We start from the raw sequence: 20793 nt of genomic DNA, 5'->3' as shown, positions 1-20793 counted from the left end.
GAACTGTAGCCCACTTGTTGGGATAAGGAGATTATAGGCGATTCGGCGCCATGGTCTTCGGACCGCGATTCAATGCGATCAGGCCGGATTCAAGCAGCTCACGAATACCGAACGGCTCCAAAACATGCAATAGCGCCTGCAATTTGCCCGGGCTGCCCGTGGCCTCGATGACCACGGAATCCGGGGCCACGTCGATCACTCGGGCGCGGAAGATATTCGCGGCGTCGACAACCTGGGGGCGATTCGTCGCGTCAGCGGACACCTTGACCAGCATCAATGCGCGCGACACGGAATGCTCCTCCGGAAGGCGCACAACCTTGAGCACAGGCACCAGCTTATTCAGCTGCTTGGTGATCTGTTCGATATTCAGTTCGTCCGCATCCACGACGATGGTAATGCGGTTGATGCCGGGGGTCTCGGTGGACGCAGAAGTGATCGAAATCATGCTAAACGCGCGGCGCGTAAACATGCCTGACACGCGGGAAATGATGCCCTCAATATCCTGCACCAACACGCTCAGCATGTGTCGGGTGACCTCGGTCTCGGACATTAGATCATCTCCTTAGGAGCGTATTGAGCGTCAACGGCCATATCGATGGCCGCAGGGTTTTCTCCCGCGGAGTCCTCGTCGAACAACGGGCGCAACCCGCGGGCGTATTGGATATCGGAATTGGAGCTGCCGGCGGACACCATCGGCCAGACCTGGGCGTCCTCACCGACGATAAAGTCGATCACCACGGGGCGATCGTTGATCTCGCGGGCCTTGCGGATGGTGGGGATCACTTCCTCCTCCGTAGTCACGCGGAAGGCCGCGCAGCCGAGCGACTCCGCAAGCGCCACGAAATCCGGCAGGTAATTATCGCCATCGCGCAGCTTGGTATTGGAATAGCGGCCCTCGTAGAACAAGGTTTGCCACTGGCGCACCATGCCGAGGTTGCCGTTATTGATCACGGCGATCTTCACCGGGAAGCCCTCGACCGCGCAGGTGACAAGCTCCTGGTTGGTCATTTGGAAGCAGCCATCGCCATCGATGGCCCACACTTCCTTGTCCGGGCAGGCGGCCTTCGCGCCCATCGCCGCCGGCACGGCGTAGCCCATGGTGCCCAGGCCGCCGGAATTGAGCCAGGTGCGGGGCTTTTGAAAATCGATAAACTGCGCGGACCACATTTGGTGCTGGCCAACACCCGCGCAATAAATCGCATCCGGGCCCACCTCATTGGACAACGTATTGATCACGAATTGCGGGGAAAGCTGGCCGTCCTGCTGCGGATCCCAACCGCGCGGGAACCGCTCCTTCAAGCTATCGATATACGCACGCCACGCGGCCACGGACGGGCGATCGTACTTCTTTTCGCGGTACACATTGTGCAGCGCGACTAGGACCTCGCGGGCGTCGCCCACGATCGGAACGTCCGCCTTGCGGATCTTGCCAATCTCGGCGGGGTCGATATCAGCGTGAATGACTTTGGCCACAGGGGCGAAGGACTTGACGTCGCCGGTGACGCGGTCGTCGAAACGCGCGCCAATGGTGATCAGCAGGTCGCTGCGCTGCATCGCCGCCACCGCAGACACCGAGCCATGCATGCCCGGCATGCCCGCGTGCAACGGGTGGGAATCCGGGAACGAGCCAAGCGCCATCAGGGTGGTCACCACCGGAATGTTCAAAAACTCGGCAAGCGCCAGCAATTCCGCAGACGCATTCGCCTTGATCACGCCGCCGCCGATATAAAACACGGGGCGCTTCGCCTTGGAAATCAGGCGCACCGCCTCTTCGATCTGGCGGTTATGCGGGGTGGACACGGGGCGATACCCCGGCAAATACATTTTCGGAGGCCAGACAAAGTCCATGGGCGCGTTCTGAATATCCTTCGGGATATCCACCAGCACCGCACCCGGGCGGCCGGTCGCCGCGAGGTGGAAGGCTTCCGCAAGGGCGGCGGGGATCTCGTTGGGATCCGTCACCATGAAATTGTGCTTGGTAATCGGCATGGTGATGCCACGGATATCGGCTTCTTGGAAGGCGTCGGTACCGAGCAGGGTGTGCCCGACCTGTCCGGTAATAGCCACCAAGGGGACCGAATCCAAGTTCGCATCGGCGATGGGGGTTACAAGGTTGGTTGCCCCAGGGCCGGAGGTTGCAATACACACGCCCACTTTCCCGGATGCTTGCGCATAGCCGGTTGCGGCATGCCCGGCGCCCTGTTCGTGGCGCACAAGGACGTGCCGCAGCTTGGTGGAAGCGTAGATCGGATCATACAGCGGCAAGACTGCGCCGCCGGGCAAGCCGAAGACTACGTCCGTACCCAAGGCTTCCAATGAACGGACGATGGCTTGCGCGCCCGTCATTCGTTCCGGTTTGGGCGTCTTGCGACGCTCCCGCGCTGAGGCAACCGAAGCGGGAGTAGGTTGGGATCGAGGTGCCACGTTCACGACGTCAGGCTCCTTATGGTTCACACGGTTCTACATTGACACTTGTCAGGGCACACCTGGGTGAGCGCCTAATATTCCCCAACCTTAGGGTATTGAGATTGGAAAATAATGAAACCCCCGGAACGAGCACCGAGTGTGTGGTGTTCGCCGAGGGCGCTTGACGTTGGACGACAATTACAGCCGCTACGGCAAGCGCCGGTGGCTAATAATTACGAGTCGAAGGTACGTCATGAGTCTGCATAATACACACTGTCCCCAACGCGTCCTAGTCGCTACCCCCTTTTCAGGAAACTAATCCCACCGTGTGGGACGCCGGCGGGTTCGCGCAGCGCAGTGCGACTTTGTTGGACACCACCCAAATTTTTCCCGGGAAACCACTTGGCACATGCTGGCTATGATCTGCGCCACTTACCCCCGCTATCCCTAGCTGCGCCTCACAAATCACCCATGAAAAACTCACGCCACCTAGTAAAATATGCAGGTAACCCGCATTTTCGTCACAGGGCGGGCCCGCGGGAAGAGCACCCCGGACGCTACCCCCATGGTTCGACAAGAAGCGCTAGCCTGGTGCCATGCCCTTTGCTTATATCCTGTATTCAGCCTGGCGCTGGCTCCTGGACCCCGGCCTTTCCCTAGCAATCCTCTTAACAATCGCTATCCTGATTCCCCGCATCGGTCGCTTTGCCATCAGATTCTTCACACGGCGCGTTGACCTTGATGAACAGGATTCTAAAACCCGCCTGGCCCTAGTGGGCACGGCGGTATACGTGGCCCAGCTTGTGGCATATTTCTTCCTGATCGTCGCCGCCCTCAACGAGCTCGGCATCCCGCTGGCGGGCGCGGCGATCCCCGCGACGGTGATTTCCGCCGCCCTCGGTCTCGGCGCGCAGAGCATTATCGCGGACTTCCTCGCCGGCTTTTTCATCCTTTCGGAAAAGCAATTCGGCGTCGGCGACTGGGTGGCCTTTAAAGGCCAAGGCGTTGACGTGGAAGGCGATGTTATTCAAATCACCATGCGTGCGACGAAGGTGCGCACGCTGCAAGGCGAGACGGTGACCATCCCGAACGGCGCCGCCCGCGTATGCATCAACCACTCGAACATTTGGGCGCGGGCCGTGGTGATCATCCCGGTGCCGCTGCTCAGCTCCTCCTCCATCCACGAGGCCATCTCGCGCTCTGAGCAGGCCACGCGGCGGGCGTTGGCGCGACCCGACATCGTGCACGACGTCACCGGCGATCTGGACGTCCACCCGGCGGTGAATATCACCCAGCCCACCACCGTGGGCATGCCGTGGATGGTGGATATGCGCTTTATCGTGCAGGTCAACCCGGCCCGCCAATGGGCGGTGGAACGCGCCATCCGCACCGCCATCCTGGAGGAATTCTGGGAGGAATACGGTTCCGCAACCACCACCTCCGGCGCGGTGCGCAACCACCTCGAACGGGAAGCGCCCGTGGTGGTGGAGCGCGCGTTTAAGCGCGATCCGCTGATCGATGTGCCGTTGTCCGACACCACGATCACCATGGAAGCGCAAAAGGACGTCACGGAACCCAGCCGCACCGATATTTCCCTAGAGCACCCGGCGGACGCCCCGATCGACGAGCAGGAAATGCAGGAACCGGAAAAGGTGTTCCGCACCATCACCTACCCGTCGCGCTTCGCCCGCATCGTGTCCTTCCGGGGCCGCGTGCGGCCCTCCACCACCGGGCTGTTCGTCCTGCTACTGGCCCTGTTTATAGCCAAGGGCTTTACCGTGGAAACCTCCGAGGAATTCAAGACCTCCGGCAGCTGGTTGGCCCCCACCGCAAACACCACGACCACCTCGACGCCGGCGGCCACGCCCACCATGGTGCCCACCGAGGAGACCACGGTGATGGATTCTTCCAGTGTGGTGGAATCCGCCACCACCGCGCCTACCACAACGCAGACTCAGCAACAGACGCAAGCGTCTACTTCGGTGGCAACGCAGCACCCCGAGACGTCGATAAGCGCCCCGGTGCAGGAACAACCCACGAGCCTGGAGCCGAGCACCCCCCAGGAGGAACAACCGGCCCCGCAAACCTCCGCAGTACAACCTGAACAATAGGTGCATTTCACGCCCCCTTACAATAGGCCACATGAGTTCGAACCCGCAGACCTTCCGTCCTGAGCGAACCCACTTGTTGGCCGCAGGGGTGCTGTTTCTGATTTGCCTGCTTGTGCTTGGCGCGAAGCCACTGTACTTGTTCTGGCTGCCGCTGCTGCCGTTGGTGTTTGTGGTGTGGGTGCTGCGGTCCAGCACCACCGTGGACGAACGCGGCATCCACGTCAGGTACGCGTTTGCTAAGGGTCGCTCTGTCTCGTGGGAGGAATTCGCCGGCATCGGATTTGAAAAAGCCCGCTCCTATGCCCGCACCACGGACGGCGAAAAGGTCGCCTTACCTGCGGTAACGTTCAACTCATTACCCAGACTCGCCGAGGCGTCAAGCGGTCGCATCCCAGACGCGCTGACCGCCGGCCGAAACGCCGCTGATGACAAAGTGGTGGTGATTCACCGCGATGGTCGGCAGGTCCTCAAACCCCGCGAGGAAGCCCCTGCCGAGCCCACGGACCAGCCTACTGACTAACCCAGATTTTGTTTTTGTGAAAGCGCCAATTCCAATGATCCCTCTTCGCTCAAAGGTCACCACGGTCGGCCGAAACGCCGCGGGTGCCCGCGCCCTCTGGCGTGCGACCGGAATGACCGATAATGATTTCGGCAAACCAATCGTGGCAATCGCTAATTCCTTTACGCAGTTCGTGCCCGGCCACGTGCACTTGCGCGACGTTGGCAAGATCGTCGCGGAAGCCGTGGAAGCGGCAGGCGGCGTGGCCAAGGAATTCAATACCATCGCCGTCGATGATGGCATCGCAATGGGCCACGGCGGCATGCTCTACTCCCTGCCCAGCCGAGAAATCATCGCGGACTCCGTCGAATATATGGTCAATGCGCACACGGCGGACGCCATCGTATGCATCTCCAATTGCGATAAAATCACCCCCGGCATGCTCAACGCCGCGCTCCGCCTGAACATCCCCGTGGCGTTCGTCTCCGGCGGCCCCATGGAAGCCGGCAAGGCGGTTGTTGTGGACGGCGTGGCGCACGCGCCGACGGACCTGGTCACCGCCATTTCCGCCTCCGCATCCGAAGCTGTGAGCGATAGCGGCTTGGATTCCGTGGAGCGCTCCGCGTGCCCTACCTGCGGTTCCTGCTCCGGCATGTTTACCGCGAATTCCATGAATTGCCTGACCGAGGCGCTGGGCCTTTCCCTGCCCGGCAACGGATCCACGCTGGCCACGCACCAGGCCCGCCGCGCGCTTTTTCAACGCGCCGGTACGCTCATCGTGGATTTGTGCCGCCGCTACTATGGCGAGGGCGATGAATCGGTCCTGCCGCGCAATATTGCCACCCGCGCCGCTTTTGATAACGCCATGGCGCTGGATATGGCCATGGGCGGCTCCACGAATACGGTGCTGCACATCCTGGCCGCCGCGCAGGAAGGCGAGGTGGACTTCCAGCTTGACGATATCGACGCCCTGTCCCGCCGCGTCGGCTGCCTGTCCAAGGTGTCCCCCAACTCGGACTACCATATGGAAGATGTGCACCGGGCGGGCGGCATCCCCGCCATCCTCGGGGAACTCAATCGCGGCGGGCTCCTGCACACGAACGTGCATTCGGTTCATTCGCCGTCGTTGGAACAGTGGCTCGCCGATTGGGATATCCGCAGCGGGCACGCCACCGAAGAGGCCCTCGAACTATTCCACGCCGCCCCCGGCGGATTGCGCACCACGGAGGCATTTTCCACCAATAATCGGTGGGACAGCCTAGACACCGACGCCGCGGGCGGCTGCATTCGCGACGTCGCGCACGCCTACACCGTCGACGGCGGCCTCGCCGTGCTGCGCGGCAATCTCGCACCGGACGGCGCCATCATCAAGGCCGCCGGCATCGACGAGGCCTATTGGCATTTCGTGGGCCCCGCCCGCGTGGTGGAAAGCCAAGAGGAGGCCGTCTCCGTGATTCTGAAACGCGAGATCCAGCCGGGCGAGGTGCTGGTGGTGCGCTACGAAGGCCCCTCGGGCGGCCCCGGCATGCAGGAAATGCTGCACCCCACCGCCTTTTTAAAGGGCGCCGGTTTGGGCACCAAATGCGCCCTGGTCACGGACGGCCGCTTCTCCGGCGGCTCCTCCGGACTTTCCATCGGCCATATTTCCCCCGAAGCCGCCCACGGCGGCATGATCGGCCTGGTCGAAGACGGCGATATCATCACCATCGACGTGCACACCCGCGAGCTTTCCGTGGCGCTCACCGATGCGGAGATTGCCACCCGACGGGCCCGCATGGAGGCCAGCGAACACCCCTGGCAGCCGAGGGAGCGCAACCGGAAAGTATCCAAGGCGTTGCGCGCCTACGCCGCCATGGCCACCTCCGCGGACAAGGGCGCGGTGCGGAAAATCTAGTTAAACGGGTTGACCCCGGCGCCGAACCACCACAGGGCCGCGGCGCCGGCCACGCCGATCACCGCGAAAAGCCACGAGCTGACCAGCGGGCGGCGCGACCACGAGCGGCCGTAATCCACGGCCAGGCGGCCCGGGCCGGTGAATTGCAGGCCCAGGGACAACGCCACCAGCAGCAGGCCCAGCAGGACGCTATCGCTCAGGCGCAGCACATCGAAGGCCTCGCCATCGGTATCCAACAGGTGCAGCGCCTCGAACGTGGTGCCTATTGTGGCCAGGGCGGCGGCCACCGGGGTGACCAAACCAAGCACCAAAAACACCCCGGCGGTTAGCAGCAACGCGGGGATCGCCACCGCCAAAATGCCCGGCTGCAGGTAGTTCGCGTATTCCGCCTCCAGCCCGGCAAGGCCGGTGTCCCCGCCCAGCTGGAAAAAGGTTTTCACCGCGGAGAACACCAGGAAGGCGCCGAACACCACGCGGATAATAAACACGCCGAGGTCGATGGTGCCACGGCGGGCGTCTTCGAGCTGCGCGTCCGGCGCGGCGTCGTGAGGCGGCACCTCAGTGGGGGCGGGCACCACGGGCGGGCTGACTTCAGCGGGTGCGCTGGCCGCGGGCTTCGGCTCCCCCGGCTCCGGCAGCGTGAAACCCTGATTTTGCTGCGCGGTCGGGGCGTCAAACATCACCGTGGGCTCGCCGCTGGGGGCGGCCGACCCCTCACCCTTCGCCTCATCGCCCTCATGTTCGTGAGTAGGGTTCCGGGTTGGGATGCGCAACGGCTCCGCGGACTGCGGCTCAAAAACGGTCGTGGGCGCGTCCGAAGGATGCGGCGGCACGGTCGGCTTCCGCACAACGTTCGGCGGGGCGACAGGAATTTCAACGTCATCGTCGAATTCCCCCTGCAGACTGAAGGTCACGGTAGGCAACTCCTCCGAAAACGGTGTCGGTGCTGATTCCACGCTCGGCGGGGGCGTTTGTTGCGCCGTCGCGGGTATCTCCTGGGGCGCTACTCGACCAGCCCGAGCATAAACGTCTCCTTCTTTACGGGAGGTAGGAACTTCCAAATCCTCATGTGCGGAATTTTCAGGTTCACGAGTGTTGTCGCTCATACCTGTCAGGTTAGGCGAGTTCGCCCTGTTCGTGGGTGAAATTTATGTTCGGCGTGGCGCAAACCTGCAGGAAGTCAGCGCAGCGCCTCGCTTGCGGTGGCCACCACGGCGTCGGAAAGCCGCTGGAGGAGGGGCGATTCCAGGCGCCAATGCTGCCAATATAATTCCACATCAGAAACACGGTCATCTAAGAGGACCAGCTCACCTGATTCCAATAGTGACCGCGCTTGAATATCAGGAACCAGCGCCCAACCGAGGCCCGCGCGCGCCGCCTCCAGAAAGCCCTCGGAGGACGGAATCTGCGACACTCGGCGTTGGGAAGGGAGTTCGGTCACGCGGCCGCGCAGGCCCTCATCCTGAAGCTTATCGTTGCGGCCGTAGCGCAGCACCGGCATCGCTGCCCAATCCAGCACCCCGCCCTCCGTGTATTCATCGCGCAACCGGGGGGCGGCGACGGCACGATAACGCATCACGCCGAGGGGTTCCACATCGCAGCCCGACACCGGTTTATGCTCGCGGGTGACCGCGCCCAAGCAATCCCCGCGCCGCAGCAGCTGCAACGATTGCGATTCATCCTCCACCCATAAGCGTAACGACGCCCCGCCCCAGCCAGCGACCGTAGCAAACACCGGGCGAAACCACGTGGCTAAGGAGTCCGCATTGATTGCAATGCTTAGCGGAACGCGCGCAATGCGGCCCCGCATCTGGGCATCCGTTTCCGCCTGGAGCAGGGCCATGCGCCGCGCCGCCTGCGCCAAGACCTCGCCGGCCTCGGTGGCGGAGGCCGGGACGGTACGCCGCACGAGCACCCGCCCGACCTGGGCCTCGAGGGCCTTAATGCGTTGGCTCACGGCCGAAGGCGTGACTGCGAGAGTGTCTGCGGCGGCTTCAAAGCTGCCTTCATCGAGGACGGCCAGCAGCGTAGCCAGGTGTTTCAAGTTCATATTAGCAATTCTAACCCAGCGGTAACCTAATTAATTTTGCTTAATGTGGGGAGTGCGCAAGAATTCTACCTATGAGCATAACGATCAACGGTTTCCTCATGGGATTATCCCTTATCATCGCTATCGGACCCCAAAACGCCCTACTGCTGCGCCAAGGCATGGCGCGCGTTGGCGTGACCGCCGTTGTGAGCATCTGCCTAGTATCAGACATCCTGCTGATCTTCGGCGGCACCGCAGGCGTCGGCGTCATCGTGGAACGCGCACCCATAGTCCTAAGCGCCCTGAAATGGTTCGGCTTCTTCTACCTGCTGTACTTCGCCTACACCTGTTTCCGCGACGCCTGGAAACCCCACGGCCGACCCGCCGAACCCGCGCCCAAATCCGAATCCGCCACCGCAGCGCCCGAAACCCACGCCCCCGCTTCCGGCGGCGTGGCCATCGCGGAACGCACCAAAGCCCCAGCCAAAACGCGGCCAAGCTGGGTGCAACCCGCGCTTGCCGCACTGGCAATGACCTGGCTAAACCCCGCCGCCTACCTCGACGCGCTGGTCATGCTGGGCAATCTAGCCAACCAGCACGGCGAAACCGGCCGCTGGTACTTCGCCACCGGGGCCCTGCTGGCCAGCGTCGTGTGGTTCCCCACCATCGGCTACGGCGCGGCCAAGCTCGCCGGCCCATTGTCCAACCCGCGCATCGCCAAGATGGTCAATATCGGCATCGGCCTCGTGATGGTCGGCATCGCCCTCCGGCTGATCCTGCACTAGCGGAGGGGCCCGTCGCCCTTTGATGCTGATCGCGTTCCTGCCCGGATGGGGTGCCCGGATGGGTTGTGTACAGCCGTTGACCTGTTGACCTGCGATCGTCCGGAATTTCTTCATTGGGGTGCTCAACGAAGAATGGAAAGACGAGCTGCAGCGTTTTGGGCGTTTTTGGCCCAGATTCGTCCGGAATTTCTTCGTTGGACCCCCGAATGAAGAATAGAAAGACCAGCCCAGGTCAGCGATTGCGCACAACCCATCGCGGTGCGGGAGAGGCGCGGGCGACGAGGCCGGTTGCGCGCAACCCACCGGCGGGCGGGGTGGTGGCGTGAGATCTACCGGCGGTGCGGCGGTTTGGGGAGGTTGTTTTAGCGGCCCGATCCCGCCGCTCAGGCAGATTCGACACGCTGCCCGGCGAGCAGCGGTGTTTCCGCAGGTGGGCAAAATGGCCGTGTGAGATGTGCCTGAGGCAGATCCGGCGAAGGGGGTTGGTTCGAGAAAGTTCGAACGCGACCGCACGATAAATGCCTTGTGAGACCAAGCCGCGGGTGATCCGCCGATAGGTCGCGGGCGGTTCCGGATGGGTTGTGTGCAGCCGTTGACCTGCGATCGTCCGGAATTTCTTCTTTGGGGTGGTCAACGAAGAATGGAAAGACGCGCTGCGGCGTTTTTGGTCCAGATTCGTCCGGAATTTCTTCGTAAGACCCCCGAATGAAGAATAGAAAGACCAGCCCCAGGTCGGCGGTTGCGCACAACCAATCGACCTGGGCGGTTGCGAGCAATCCATCGGCGCTGGGGTGGTTTCGTGGGACGGCTCGGCGGTGAAGTGATTTGGAGGGGTCTACTTATGGGATTTATTTGAGTGAACAAGGCCGCCCAAAAATACCGCCGGCATCGTCAACACCGATCCGCTAGCTGCACTTTTCGGCGATGAGTTTGTTCACCAGGGCGGGGTCGGCCTTGCCGCGGGTGGCTTTCATTACCGCGCCGACGATGGCACCGACCACCTTCTTGTTACCCGCCTTGTATTTTTCCACGATGTCGGGGTTCGCGGCGAGTGCCTCGTCGACGGCGCGTTCGATCGCGCCGTCGTCACGCACGACCTCGAGGCCGCGGGAGGCGACAACTTCGTCGATATCGCCCTCGCCGGCCAACACGCCGTCGACAGCCTGCCGGGCGAGCTTATTGGTGAGCTTACCTTCGTGGATCAGCGCAACCACGCGGGCAACCTGGGCGGGGGAAATCTGCAAGACGGACAGCTCGACGCCGGCCTGGTTCGCCTTCTGGGCGAGGTAGGAAACCCACCACGAGCGGGCCTCGCCGGGCGTCGTACCTGCCTCGACGGTTTGGATAATCAGTTCGAGAGCGCCGGCGTTGACTAGGTCGCGCATTTCGGCGTCGGAAAGCTCCCACTCCTTTTGAATGCGGGCCTTGCGGATCCACGGCAATTCCGGAAGCGTAGCGCGGATCTCCTCCACCCACTCGCGGGGGGCGATCACAGGCGGCAGGTCGGGGTCGTTGAAATAACGGTAATCCTCGGCGGTTTCCTTGACGCGGCCGGGAGTGGTGGTGCCGTCGGTCTCCTGGTAGTGGCGGGTCTCCTGGATAATCTCGCCGCCATCCTCGAGGACCTGGGCCTGGCGCTGCATCTCAAAACGCACGGCCTGCTCGACGGAACGCAACGAATTGATGTTCTTGGTTTCCGTGCGGGTGCCATATTCGGAGGCCCCCTTGCGCCTTAGGGAAACGTTCGAATCCACCCGCATGGAACCTTGATCCATGCGCGCGTCGGACACCCCGAGGGCCTTGACTAGGTCGCGCAAGGCGCTCACATAGGCACGCGCAACCTCTGGGGCGCGTTCGCCAGCACCTTCGATTGGCTTTGTGACGATCTCAATGAGCGGCACGCCCGCGCGGTTGCAATCCACGAGCGAACTGTGCGCGCCATGGATACGGCCATCGGCGCCGCCCAGGTGGGTGAGCTTGCCGGTGTCCTCCTCCATGTGTGCGCGCTCGATCTCCACGCGCCACTCGGTGCCATCATCGAGCACCACGTCCAGGTAGCCGTCGTAGGCGATCGGCTCATCGTACTGGGAAATCTGGTAGTTCTTCGGCTGATCCGGGTAGAAGTAATTCTTCCGCGCGAAGCGGGAAGACTCCGCGATCGAACAATTGAGGGCCAGGCCGATCTTAATGGCCCATTCCACGCCCTTGGCGTTAACTACCGGCAGCGCGCCCGGGAGGCCGAGGCTGACTGGGTCCACATTAGAGTTCGGTTCCGCCCCGAAATGCGCGGAACTCGCTGAAAACATTTTCGTTTCCGTGGCCAGCTCAACGTGCACTTCCATGCCCATTACCGGATCGAATTTCTCTAGGACTTCGTCATAATCCATCAGATCAACAAACGCTGCAGTCATACCGACAAACTATACCGGCTGCCTGCGGCATCGCTACCGTCAGCCCACCGAAAAGCCACCTTGAGCCAAAGACGCCAAAACGCCGGCCAAAGCCGACGTCAGGCGCCCTTGAAAGGAGGTTTTAAGCGGCGTCGCTATCCCACTTCTTACGCGCAGCTACATACGAAACAATACCCACAAGGGTGAACAGCAGCAAGAGCAGCCACCACACATTTGCGCTATTGCTATTGGTACGCTTCGCGGCGGTGTCCGTGCCATTCTCCGCAACGCCCGTAGCCTTGCTGAAATCAGGGGCCTGCTCGGACTTGCCCGTATTAGCCAGCGCCAGGCGGAACTTCGCCGGGGTGGTCTGGCCTTCCGGCGCGGTGTGACGCAGCGCCACCAATTGCTCGCCAGCGAGGAAGCCGTTCGCTGCCGGGCCTTCCTCCTTCAGGTTTGCCCAGCGGATCGGCTGCGTAGCAATCCCCGCCTTGGTCGCTTCGTTGGCATTGAGCGCAACATTGCCCTTATCACCAACATGAAGTTCGATCGGGTTGTACAGCGGGCCGAACACCTTCCAGCCCAGGTTGTGGCCGTCCGCGCCGACCGGGTCCGCCTCCATCTGCATTTGCAGGCGCTGGCCGTCCTCCACCGGAACCTTAAACCAGTGGGTTTCGCCCGGCTTCAGCTCCACATCGTAGGTGCCTTCCTTCACGCTCGGGGCGGCCGCCATATCCGTATCCGTGGGCAGCTTGCCGCTGGCGTCGCCGACCGTTACCTCTTGCACATCGGGCTTATCCGACGCCTCGGCCAACTTGCCGTCCTTCACCTGCGGGACGCCCCACAAGGAAACGTTCACCGGCAGATCCTGATCGCCCACCAATTCGCCGGAGCGCTTCAAGGACAGGGTGTACTTACCGGGCTCGCACACGGAGTTCTTCTTGATCACCGGCGACAGCAACGAAGCGGATTGGGTAAAGGAGAAATCATTTTCCACCTTGGCTTCGGTCGCGGTGGCCACACAGGTCTTGCCATCCGCATTCGTCAGCGTCGGGGTCAGGGTGATGCTATTGCCGCCGGCCACGGTGTTTTCCTCAGGCGCGGGAACCAGGAAACCGGCGTTGAGCTGCTGGCCTTCCTCCAAGTCCACGGTCCACTTCAGTTCCTGATCCGCAACCTGGCCGTTCTCCTGCACCACCGACGGGATCGTGCTCTTGTACACCTCGGGCGCGGGCTTATCGCCGCTATCAAGACCACCGAGCGCCATCGCCGCGCCATTTTCCGCCGACTCCGGGGTGGCGGGCTCGCCGCTGGCGGAGGTGCTTTCCGTGGTGGAGGACTCGCTCTCGGAGGTGGAGGATTCAGAGCTCTTGGACTCAGAAGTCTTGGACTCGGAGGTCTTGGAGGAATCCTTGTCCATGGCGTCCCCATCCTTGGCGCCATCCGTGGTCTTGGCCGTCAGCGTTTCCAGCAGGCTATCCGCATCGCTGGCGTCCGCATACACGCCGCCACCAACGCTGGCCACTTCCTGCAGCTGGGTGCGGGCCTCATCGTTGACGTTGAAGCCGACCACATTAATCACAATGTCATCGCCGGAACGCTCGCGGATTTCCCGCGCCACATCCGCGACCTGCGGCGGCGCACAAGTATCAATGCCGTCCGAAACCAGGACGATCTCGCGCTTACCGGAGCCATCCAGCTCCTTTTCCGCGGCGAGCAGCGCCGGGCCGATCGGGGTGTAGCCGCTGGCCACTAGGCCATCAATCTGGGAGGCGATCTCGTCGCGGGCACCGCCCAGCTTCACCAGCGTGTGCACGTCTTGGCAGCCGGCTTCCTTTTCGGCATCGGTATTGCCCGTGCCGATACCGTACGTGAGCAGGGCAAGCTTCTGCTCCTCGGGCAATTGCTCCACCAGCTTCTTGGTGGCTTCCTTTGCCGCGTCCATGCGCACTTGGCCGGAGGCATCCGGGGCCCACATCGAACCGGAAGCATCGAGGATGAGCGCGGTATCGGGATACTTCTCCTCAGATTGAGTATCAACCGCCCACACAACCGGCGTACCGGCCCCCAGCAGCACACACGCTCCTAACACCGCAATGGGTCCGGAGCGTTTAGCAGTACTGCGTGACTTCAACAGATGTTGCCAAAACGTAGTTCGCGTATTCATACCATCCATTAGAAACAAATAGATCCAAGATCCGCTACCAAAATCCCAGATTCTTAGTATTAGTTCAGGAATTTCGTTCATTGGAGTGGCAATTTTAGGGGTAGTTCTGGCCGAAATGATAGAAAACAAGCTCACCCTTAGCCGAAACGGAATTACGCTGCACCAAACCTGATAGCGCGCAACTGTTTTATCGGTCAGCCATTTGCCCGAAATACGTTTGTGGACAACTTTTCGAAGCGTCCACACACGGCCCAAACACACCCACACCCCGCGAGCGCCCCGACCCCAACCCCAGCGCACAGCGCCGGACGCCGCCACGGATTCGGACCAAACAAAGAATTCCGCCCCCGCGCGCAACACAAAAAGATAAGGGAACACTGCGGCGGTGCACCCTCATACAATACTCACCGAAACTCAGCCCCAAACAACCGCCAAACGGGCAAACTTGAGACAAACTCCCCGCCCGAATAATGGAGGCATGTGACGTATAATAATAATGCATCGACCCCCGAAACTATTCCCATTCCTGAGAAAAATCTTTAGCTTTTCTTATCCGTTGTTTTCCCCGCTCACCCCATACATAAAGTTTCGTGCGTATCGAAACCCCCGCGCCGCCGCGTAATTGCAACATTTGCTCCCCTCCCCCTCGAACACCCATATGTGCGAACCGCAACCACTGCGCGCCGTGGCGAAACCGCGACGTCGTCACGCAACACGGTGTTTTAGGCGTCGCTTTCCGGCATCGGTTCGGCGGCGGCCGCTTCGGACACACTTGCGGCTAGCAGCGCGGACAGGCTGATGGTGCCGCTCAGGCTTAACGCCCTGCTCGGCGAGATCAGCCGCCGCGCCTTGAGGATTTCCTTATCAGAAGTGAACATGATTGCTATCGTAAGGAACGTTGTTAGGGGAAAACTCAAACAACGTCAAATAATCGATAACAATTCATGAGTAATTATCGACGCCGCGACCGGTACCGCGTGGTTTTCAGCTCCTCGTATCCGGGGGTATCGCCGCCCGCGTAGCGCTCCCACACCTCCTCGAAAAGTTGCTTGAACGGTACGAGGGGCAGGCCGCCATCCAAAACCGGGCGCACAACGGAATCCTGCCACAACATATAATGCGGCGCCTTCCATACCTCCACCGGCTTATTGCCCGTGGATCCGGAGAGCCAACCGCCGGGCAAAAAGTAGCTGCGGCCGGCGCCGGAACGCGTCGCCTCGAGGAGCAGGCCGCGCTGCACAAGCTCGGCGGCGGCTTGGTCGATGTCCTTTTTGCGCCAGCCATTCCACGAACGAATATTCGCATCGGTCGGCTGCATCAACGCCAGCAATTGGGAGTAATAGCGGGCGGCATCCGTGCTGATCCCGAGCTCGGACGACATCTCCGCGAGAACCTCCGGCGCGGCGACTGCGGGATCGTGCGGATCACCGCCCACGTCGTACACGTGTGCGAGGTCTGCGATCAGGGCGTCGAGATGCCCCTCGCTCAGGAGCTTGAGCACGGAGAAGCTACTGTTCATGGGCAGCTTGGCATATTCCGTACCGAAATCAACCGCGGCGAGGCGCGTCCACAGCTTTTCCTTCGGGGCCCGAAATTGTTGCTGCACCCATGCACGCAGGGCCCGCAAATGCTCCGCAAGGATCGGGCGGCTGGGGTCATTCAGGGGCCGACTCGCGGCGATATTGAGCAGTGGGGCGATGAGCTTAGCCGCCGCGAAATCATTATTGCGGGACTCCAATTCCGCGAGGTCAAGATCGAATATGTGTGGCAGGTTCACCTCGCCCGCGGAGCACACCTGAGTGGCTTCCGCATCGCTCAGGCGCACCGTGCTCGTGCCGATATTCGCCGCCCAATACTTCGCCACCGCTTGCACATCCGGACCTGCGGTCACATACGCAGACGGGTTTTCCAGCGGCACCGCCGACGCCAACAGCGCCTTGGTGTGCTTCCTAAAGGCGCGCACCTGCAGGCGAGCAGACTTTTCGCCGACCACGCTGATCCCGAGTGCGGCGCGTTGCTCCTTGCTCAGGAATCTTGATTGCCACGCGTAACGGCCGAACATACCGCCGAACAGGTAGGACGCGGCGTCGGCAGTCAAATACGTGCCCGCGGTGAGCGTTTCCAAGGCCTCGGCGGACAACTTACGGCCCGCCAATTGCGCCTCCACCGCATCGAGCCCGGCCAGGAATGCCGCGGCATCGAGGGGGAACGACTCGACCGTAGATTCGATCGGGTAGCCGGAAATCTCCGTGCGGCCGTCGTTTGGAACCCACAATTCCACGACCTTGACGGACGCGTTATTGCGCCACTCATTCCCGCTGCTAAGGAAGAAATAATCTTCGATCGGCGTAAATGCTGCGAACGGGAACGCATTATCGGCGTCGCGCGGCAGGATCAGGTCAACCTTGTGCCAACCGTGGCCAAAGATCCCGGCCTGCACGCCCGCCCGCAAAAACGCAATGAAATCACGCACCGGCTGCTCGCCATATACCTCCGCAAGCTGCGGCGACCCCGCTGCGGCCAAGAGATAGCGCTCATTGCCTGCCAAATCGAGCCAGCGCACTGAGAACCAACGATCAGACTGCAGCTTCACACCCTGAATCCCCTGCTGGAACGCCCGGATGTGATGGAAAACGTAAGCAATGGATTCGACGTCTTGGCGATCGCCGCGTTCGATAAAGTTATCCAATACTTGAAACCCAGCTTCGGTGATGGGAGCCTGTGCTTGCTCGCCGTCAGCCTGCCGCTGCTCCAGCGGCACATGCAGCGCATCCCGCAACTCTGCGAACGAACCCGCCTGCGAGGCCACCTTTGCCGCGATATCGGCGACCGGCCCGATAAAGCTGGGATCGGTCGTGCCCAATTGCGCGCCAAGCACCCGCGTAATCTCCGGCGCCGCCGCATCACTATCCTCGAGGACGTGCTGGAGTTCGCGGACCGCGGACGCCAAAACCTGCACCGCCTTTTTGAACGGATGATCGACCGCTTTGCTGGCGGCGTCCGTGGCTGGTTCCATTACCTGAGCCGCCTGCATCACGGCCCGCGCCTGCTTCAATGTGTACTTGCGCATCCGTGCGCTGGCTTGCTCATTGCGCGGGCGCAGCTGATGCCACCCCTCCTCCGGCAACGACTCTACGCTGGCGCAACGGGTGGTGGACTGATACGCAGACTCGATCGGAAGCTCGGTTTCTTGATCGAAAATATTGCCGCCTTCGGCGAACCAGAAACCGCCACCGGGACGGCGCAAGACGGCGGAAAACAAACCCGCAATTTTGTACGTACCGTGGCTGCTCAATAACCACCGTTCCTTATCCACCACTACCTGCAGGCAGATGTGCGCGCCTCGTTCGACCCCCAGCGGGCTATCCAGCGTGGTCGGTTGCGCGGGAATAATCACGCTAAAGCCCAGCGCGACCGTTGCGTTTTCCGGGATTTTGAATAAATCTTTGATCCCCAGGGTGGCCAGGTAATCCTCCGTGTCGCGGTCAATGGAATGAGTTCTGCTGCCATCCCAAAGCTCGTCGGGACTTTGCCGGGCGTACCTGCTGGTATAGGCCGGGACGCCGGTGGGAGCTACCGCCATCACGGTGCCACCATCGGAACCGAAGGAAACCTCGCCCGGGGCAAGGAGCCCGTGGGCCGTTAAGCGGCCGCCCGCAACCGGCAGCGAATACCCTTGCCTGCCGCCATAGATATATCCAACCTTGGCGGTGGCTCCGCCGCGAAGCCACAGCACATGGTCGTACCAGGTGTTCTGCGGCTCGTACACAATGACAGCATCGTCCTCCACCAGCCGCACGGCGGAAATTCTTGAGTACTTAGCGGGCAGTTCAGCGGTGAAAATGACCTCATCGCCGTCGATGATCTCGAGGTGCTCGCCGCTGACTACCGCGACGGCTGGGTAGGTTTCAAATACCAAATAGTCCTGCTTGCCGGACAATTTGCACAGGCGTTCAACGGATTGTTCGTACGCGGGCCAGGTGTATTCCGCGAATGTGCCGCGACGAATGGCCGTTTGAAACTCAAGCGCCGCATCGAATGCAAACAGCTGCTCAACCGGTTTGCCGATGCGCTCCGCAAGTTCCGGCCTGGCGAAGTGCCGAACCACATCCAAATAGTCCTTATTATTGGGGATGCTGCCGCAAGTGCTGGCTCGTTGCGCCACCAACGCATCAACCTTTGCGGCCAAGAGTTCTACGGCACCCTCGTGGGCTAGGAACACATCAAGATACGCGTCTAGGTCGTTTGGCTTTATCGCATCGACCAGATGCTCACGCAATGCCGGATGCTTGGCCACAAATTTCAACGATCGCCGATGATTTTCAAAATCTGCCCCGAGCCACTTGCTCCAATCCGGCGTGTCACGCCAATATCCGGCTGTCACGCCACTTAGGTCGAATTCGACGCCGCGTTCAGCCAGCGCGTCCAGCAAGCTCAGCGGCGTACGATTCAGGCTCACCTTGAGCACTCGGGACTTCAAATACTCCGCCGCGAACTCTGCCTCCGCCACCAAGCGGCCGTCCTCTTCGGCGAGGGCGCCCCCATGCCATTTGATCAGCCGCATCAACCACGCGGCGTGGCGTTGGCGGTCTTCCCGCAACTCGGGAATACAACCCGACTCTTTCAGGAAGTCAATCCAAGCCGCCATGCTGTAGCTACGCGGGTAAATATGGAGCAATTTTTTCCGTGCCTGGGCGTGTTGCTTCGCATAGCGAACCAGCGAAGGCTCGATGTCCTCCCAAAAACGATCCGGCGCATTCACCGTCGCCTTCAGGTCAAGCACCGCATCGATGATTCGATCATCCACCTCGGCGGGCTTGAAACCAGCGGCCTTGCCCGCCCGGCGGAGATCACGAACCATATACGCATAGGGCTCCACACCTGCGCGCACACGCTCGGTATTAATGTCGAGCAAATATTCGAATGCTTCCTTGGGGTCGGCGAAGCGTTCGAGTGCGGCTTTGGTTTCATTGGTAAGTTCGCGCGCGGCGACAACCCCGGCAATGGCGAATTCTAGGAAGACCGCACGGTGCCGCTCCGCATCTATCGGAATGGCATACGCACGTTCGATATCACGAGCCTTAGTAAAGTATTGCCTCGCATATTGCTCGTTTTCCACACTTACGAACACACGGCTTAACTCCTCCAAAAGCGTGGGCACAAAGTGCGGTGCGGATGCCGTCAACGTCGCGGTCAGGGCGTCGAAACGCTCCTTTACGTTTTTCGCACGGTTGCGCGCATGGCGGCGAGCCCAATTCAAATCCCCCACCAAGTTCAAAGCGTGGCGGGCGTTTTCCGGGTCGTGGATGATCGGCCACGCCGGGAAACCCACCGCACGCTGCACGGATGCACCCACTACCTCGGTGGATTCGCGCTCGAGGCCAAGGGAGCTCACGGCCAATTCCTCGGCCACCGCCAGCTCGCTGGCAACAAGTCGAACAATTGGGCGACCGAAGTGGTTGAAGGTGACGGCGGCTAATTCGCTCGCCCGTTCCGGACAACCCTCGGATTTTGGCAGGATACCGCCCATTTCTAATACTGAATTCGCCATTTTTCTACTCCCCTTCTTGCTTTTCAACAGAGCGGCCTGCGTACACAAATTCGCACATACGAATGCCTTCGGACCAGGCGATCGGGCCCACATCTTCAGCTGCCAAACTCTGGTACCCCTTTGCGAACGTCAGCCGACCCAAAGAGGCGGAATCATCCATGCTCCACGCGCTAATCTCCAACGTTGCGGTAACGGTTTCCCCGTCCTCGCGCACGTCGATCGAAACTGAGTTCAAGGTGACCTTAAAGCCGGCGCCGCGACTTCTGCCGATCAGCGTCGCCGCGCGGGAATACTTTCCGTTCGAATATGCCGTGACGGCCGCCAGCCTGCCATCCGCGTCCGCAGGCTTTAAGTACACATCTCGGAACAGCTGGTCCAGGCCCTGCGTCACGCCGAGTTCCACCGCGAACTCGCGCCAATCCTCAAGGTCCTCCATGATCGCGGGATGCTGGATCAGCACGGTAGCGGAATCACTATACGGAATTGTGGTCGATTCCCCATCGAGGTCGACGATTTGGATGCCAGCGTCGTCCGCGGCGCGCAAAAAGCCCGTGACCTGGCCGTCCGACACAATCACGTCGTTGAGGAACTTCCGCCACGCCGGGTCCGGCCACACCGAACAAATCACGCTCAGCGGCACCGGCAAACTTTCCAAAAACCACCGCCGAACGAATTCCAAACACTGCTCCTCATGCTGCGCGAGGAATACCCTTAAGCCATCGAGCTGCTCGAATTGCTCGAGACGTTTCGCCTTTGCCGGGACCGTTTTGAGCAATTTCCCCTTGGCGTTGCGCGCAAGAATGTTCCCATCTTCGAGCTTAAAACTATATGTACCAGCGTCGATCCACCCTTCTTCAGTGGTATCAGCCACCGGTTTCTTACTTACTGCCACGATTTATAAAGCCTCTCAAAGCGCGAAGAATTTTCACCATTCAAGATAGCAACGCGGCTAAACAAAACT

General features: G+C 61.2%; 13 protein-coding genes. 4 read left to right on the top strand and 9 right to left on the bottom strand.

The window, feature by feature from the left end:
• Positions 1–31 precede the first annotated feature (31 nt).
• Both ilvN and CCANI_RS05885 read right to left on the bottom strand, forming a co-directional pair.
• Entirely contained in the window at positions 32–550 is a 519-nt protein-coding gene (gene ilvN, locus CCANI_RS05890) for an acetolactate synthase small subunit (protein ID WP_146323365.1), read from the bottom strand.
• Complete coding sequence (locus CCANI_RS05885; protein ID WP_146323364.1) at positions 550–2430, bottom strand: acetolactate synthase large subunit; 1881 nt, start codon at positions 2428–2430, stop codon at positions 550–552. Before CCANI_RS05885 ends, ilvN begins: the two co-directional genes overlap by 1 nt.
• Before the next feature lie 572 nt (positions 2431–3002).
• On the opposite strand from CCANI_RS05885, the gene CCANI_RS05880 reads away from it, so the two are divergent.
• From CCANI_RS05880 to ilvD, 3 genes are read left to right on the top strand one after another with little or no spacing between them, the layout of a single operon-like run.
• Positions 3003–4517, top strand: a complete 1515-nt coding sequence (locus CCANI_RS05880; protein WP_146323363.1) for a mechanosensitive ion channel family protein — start codon at positions 3003–3005, stop codon at positions 4515–4517.
• A 31-nt stretch (positions 4518–4548) separates the two neighbouring features.
• The gene (locus tag CCANI_RS05875) at positions 4549–5037 is read left to right on the top strand and encodes a PH domain-containing protein (protein WP_146323362.1); all 489 of its coding nucleotides are present in this window, start codon (positions 4549–4551) and stop codon (positions 5035–5037) included.
• A 34-nt stretch (positions 5038–5071) separates the two neighbouring features.
• Positions 5072–6910, top strand: coding sequence for a dihydroxy-acid dehydratase (gene ilvD / locus CCANI_RS05870; RefSeq protein WP_146323361.1), 1839 nt, complete (start codon positions 5072–5074; stop codon positions 6908–6910).
• On the opposite strand, the gene CCANI_RS05865 is transcribed toward ilvD, so the two are convergent.
• Both CCANI_RS05865 and CCANI_RS05860 read right to left on the bottom strand, forming a co-directional pair.
• Entirely contained in the window at positions 6907–8016 is a 1110-nt protein-coding gene (locus CCANI_RS05865) for a DoxX family protein (protein ID WP_146323360.1), read from the bottom strand. The two genes, ilvD and CCANI_RS05865, sit on opposite strands and share 4 nt — an antisense overlap.
• Positions 8017–8090: 74 nt before the next feature.
• Positions 8091–8960 (bottom strand): LysR family transcriptional regulator ArgP, encoded by an 870-nt coding sequence (locus tag CCANI_RS05860; RefSeq protein WP_146323359.1) that lies wholly within the window; start codon positions 8958–8960, stop codon positions 8091–8093.
• A 71-nt stretch (positions 8961–9031) separates the two neighbouring features.
• On the opposite strand from CCANI_RS05860, the gene CCANI_RS05855 reads away from it, so the two are divergent.
• Positions 9032–9724, top strand: coding sequence for a LysE/ArgO family amino acid transporter (locus tag CCANI_RS05855; RefSeq protein WP_146323358.1), 693 nt, complete (start codon positions 9032–9034; stop codon positions 9722–9724).
• 905 nt (positions 9725–10629) lie between these two features.
• On the opposite strand, the gene gatB is transcribed toward CCANI_RS05855, so the two are convergent.
• From gatB to CCANI_RS05830, 5 genes are all read right to left on the bottom strand, one after another.
• Positions 10630–12135, bottom strand: coding sequence for an Asp-tRNA(Asn)/Glu-tRNA(Gln) amidotransferase subunit GatB (gene gatB, locus CCANI_RS05850; RefSeq protein ID WP_146323357.1), 1506 nt, complete (start codon positions 12133–12135; stop codon positions 10630–10632).
• 121 nt (positions 12136–12256) lie between these two features.
• On the bottom strand, positions 12257–14281 hold the full coding sequence (locus tag CCANI_RS05845; protein WP_186750033.1) for a vWA domain-containing protein: 2025 nt from the start codon (positions 14279–14281) through the stop codon (positions 12257–12259).
• A 722-nt stretch (positions 14282–15003) separates the two neighbouring features.
• Positions 15004–15159 (bottom strand): hypothetical protein, encoded by a 156-nt coding sequence (locus CCANI_RS05840; protein ID WP_186750031.1) that lies wholly within the window; start codon positions 15157–15159, stop codon positions 15004–15006.
• 74 nt (positions 15160–15233) lie between these two features.
• On the bottom strand, positions 15234–19832 hold the full coding sequence (locus tag CCANI_RS05835; protein WP_146323356.1) for a hypothetical protein: 4599 nt from the start codon (positions 19830–19832) through the stop codon (positions 15234–15236).
• Positions 19833–19836: 4 nt separating this feature from the next.
• Positions 19837–20703: a DUF4132 domain-containing protein gene (locus CCANI_RS05830; RefSeq protein ID WP_146323355.1), complete on the bottom strand. Its 867-nt coding sequence runs from the start codon at positions 20701–20703 to the stop codon at positions 19837–19839.
• Positions 20704–20793 lie beyond the last annotated feature (90 nt).

This window comes from Corynebacterium canis, from assembly GCF_030408595.1.
Classification (GTDB): Bacteria; Actinomycetota; Actinomycetes; order Mycobacteriales; family Mycobacteriaceae; genus Corynebacterium; species Corynebacterium canis.
The sequence above is the reverse complement of the archived record's forward strand: the minus strand, read 5'-3'. Positions and strand labels throughout refer to the sequence as shown.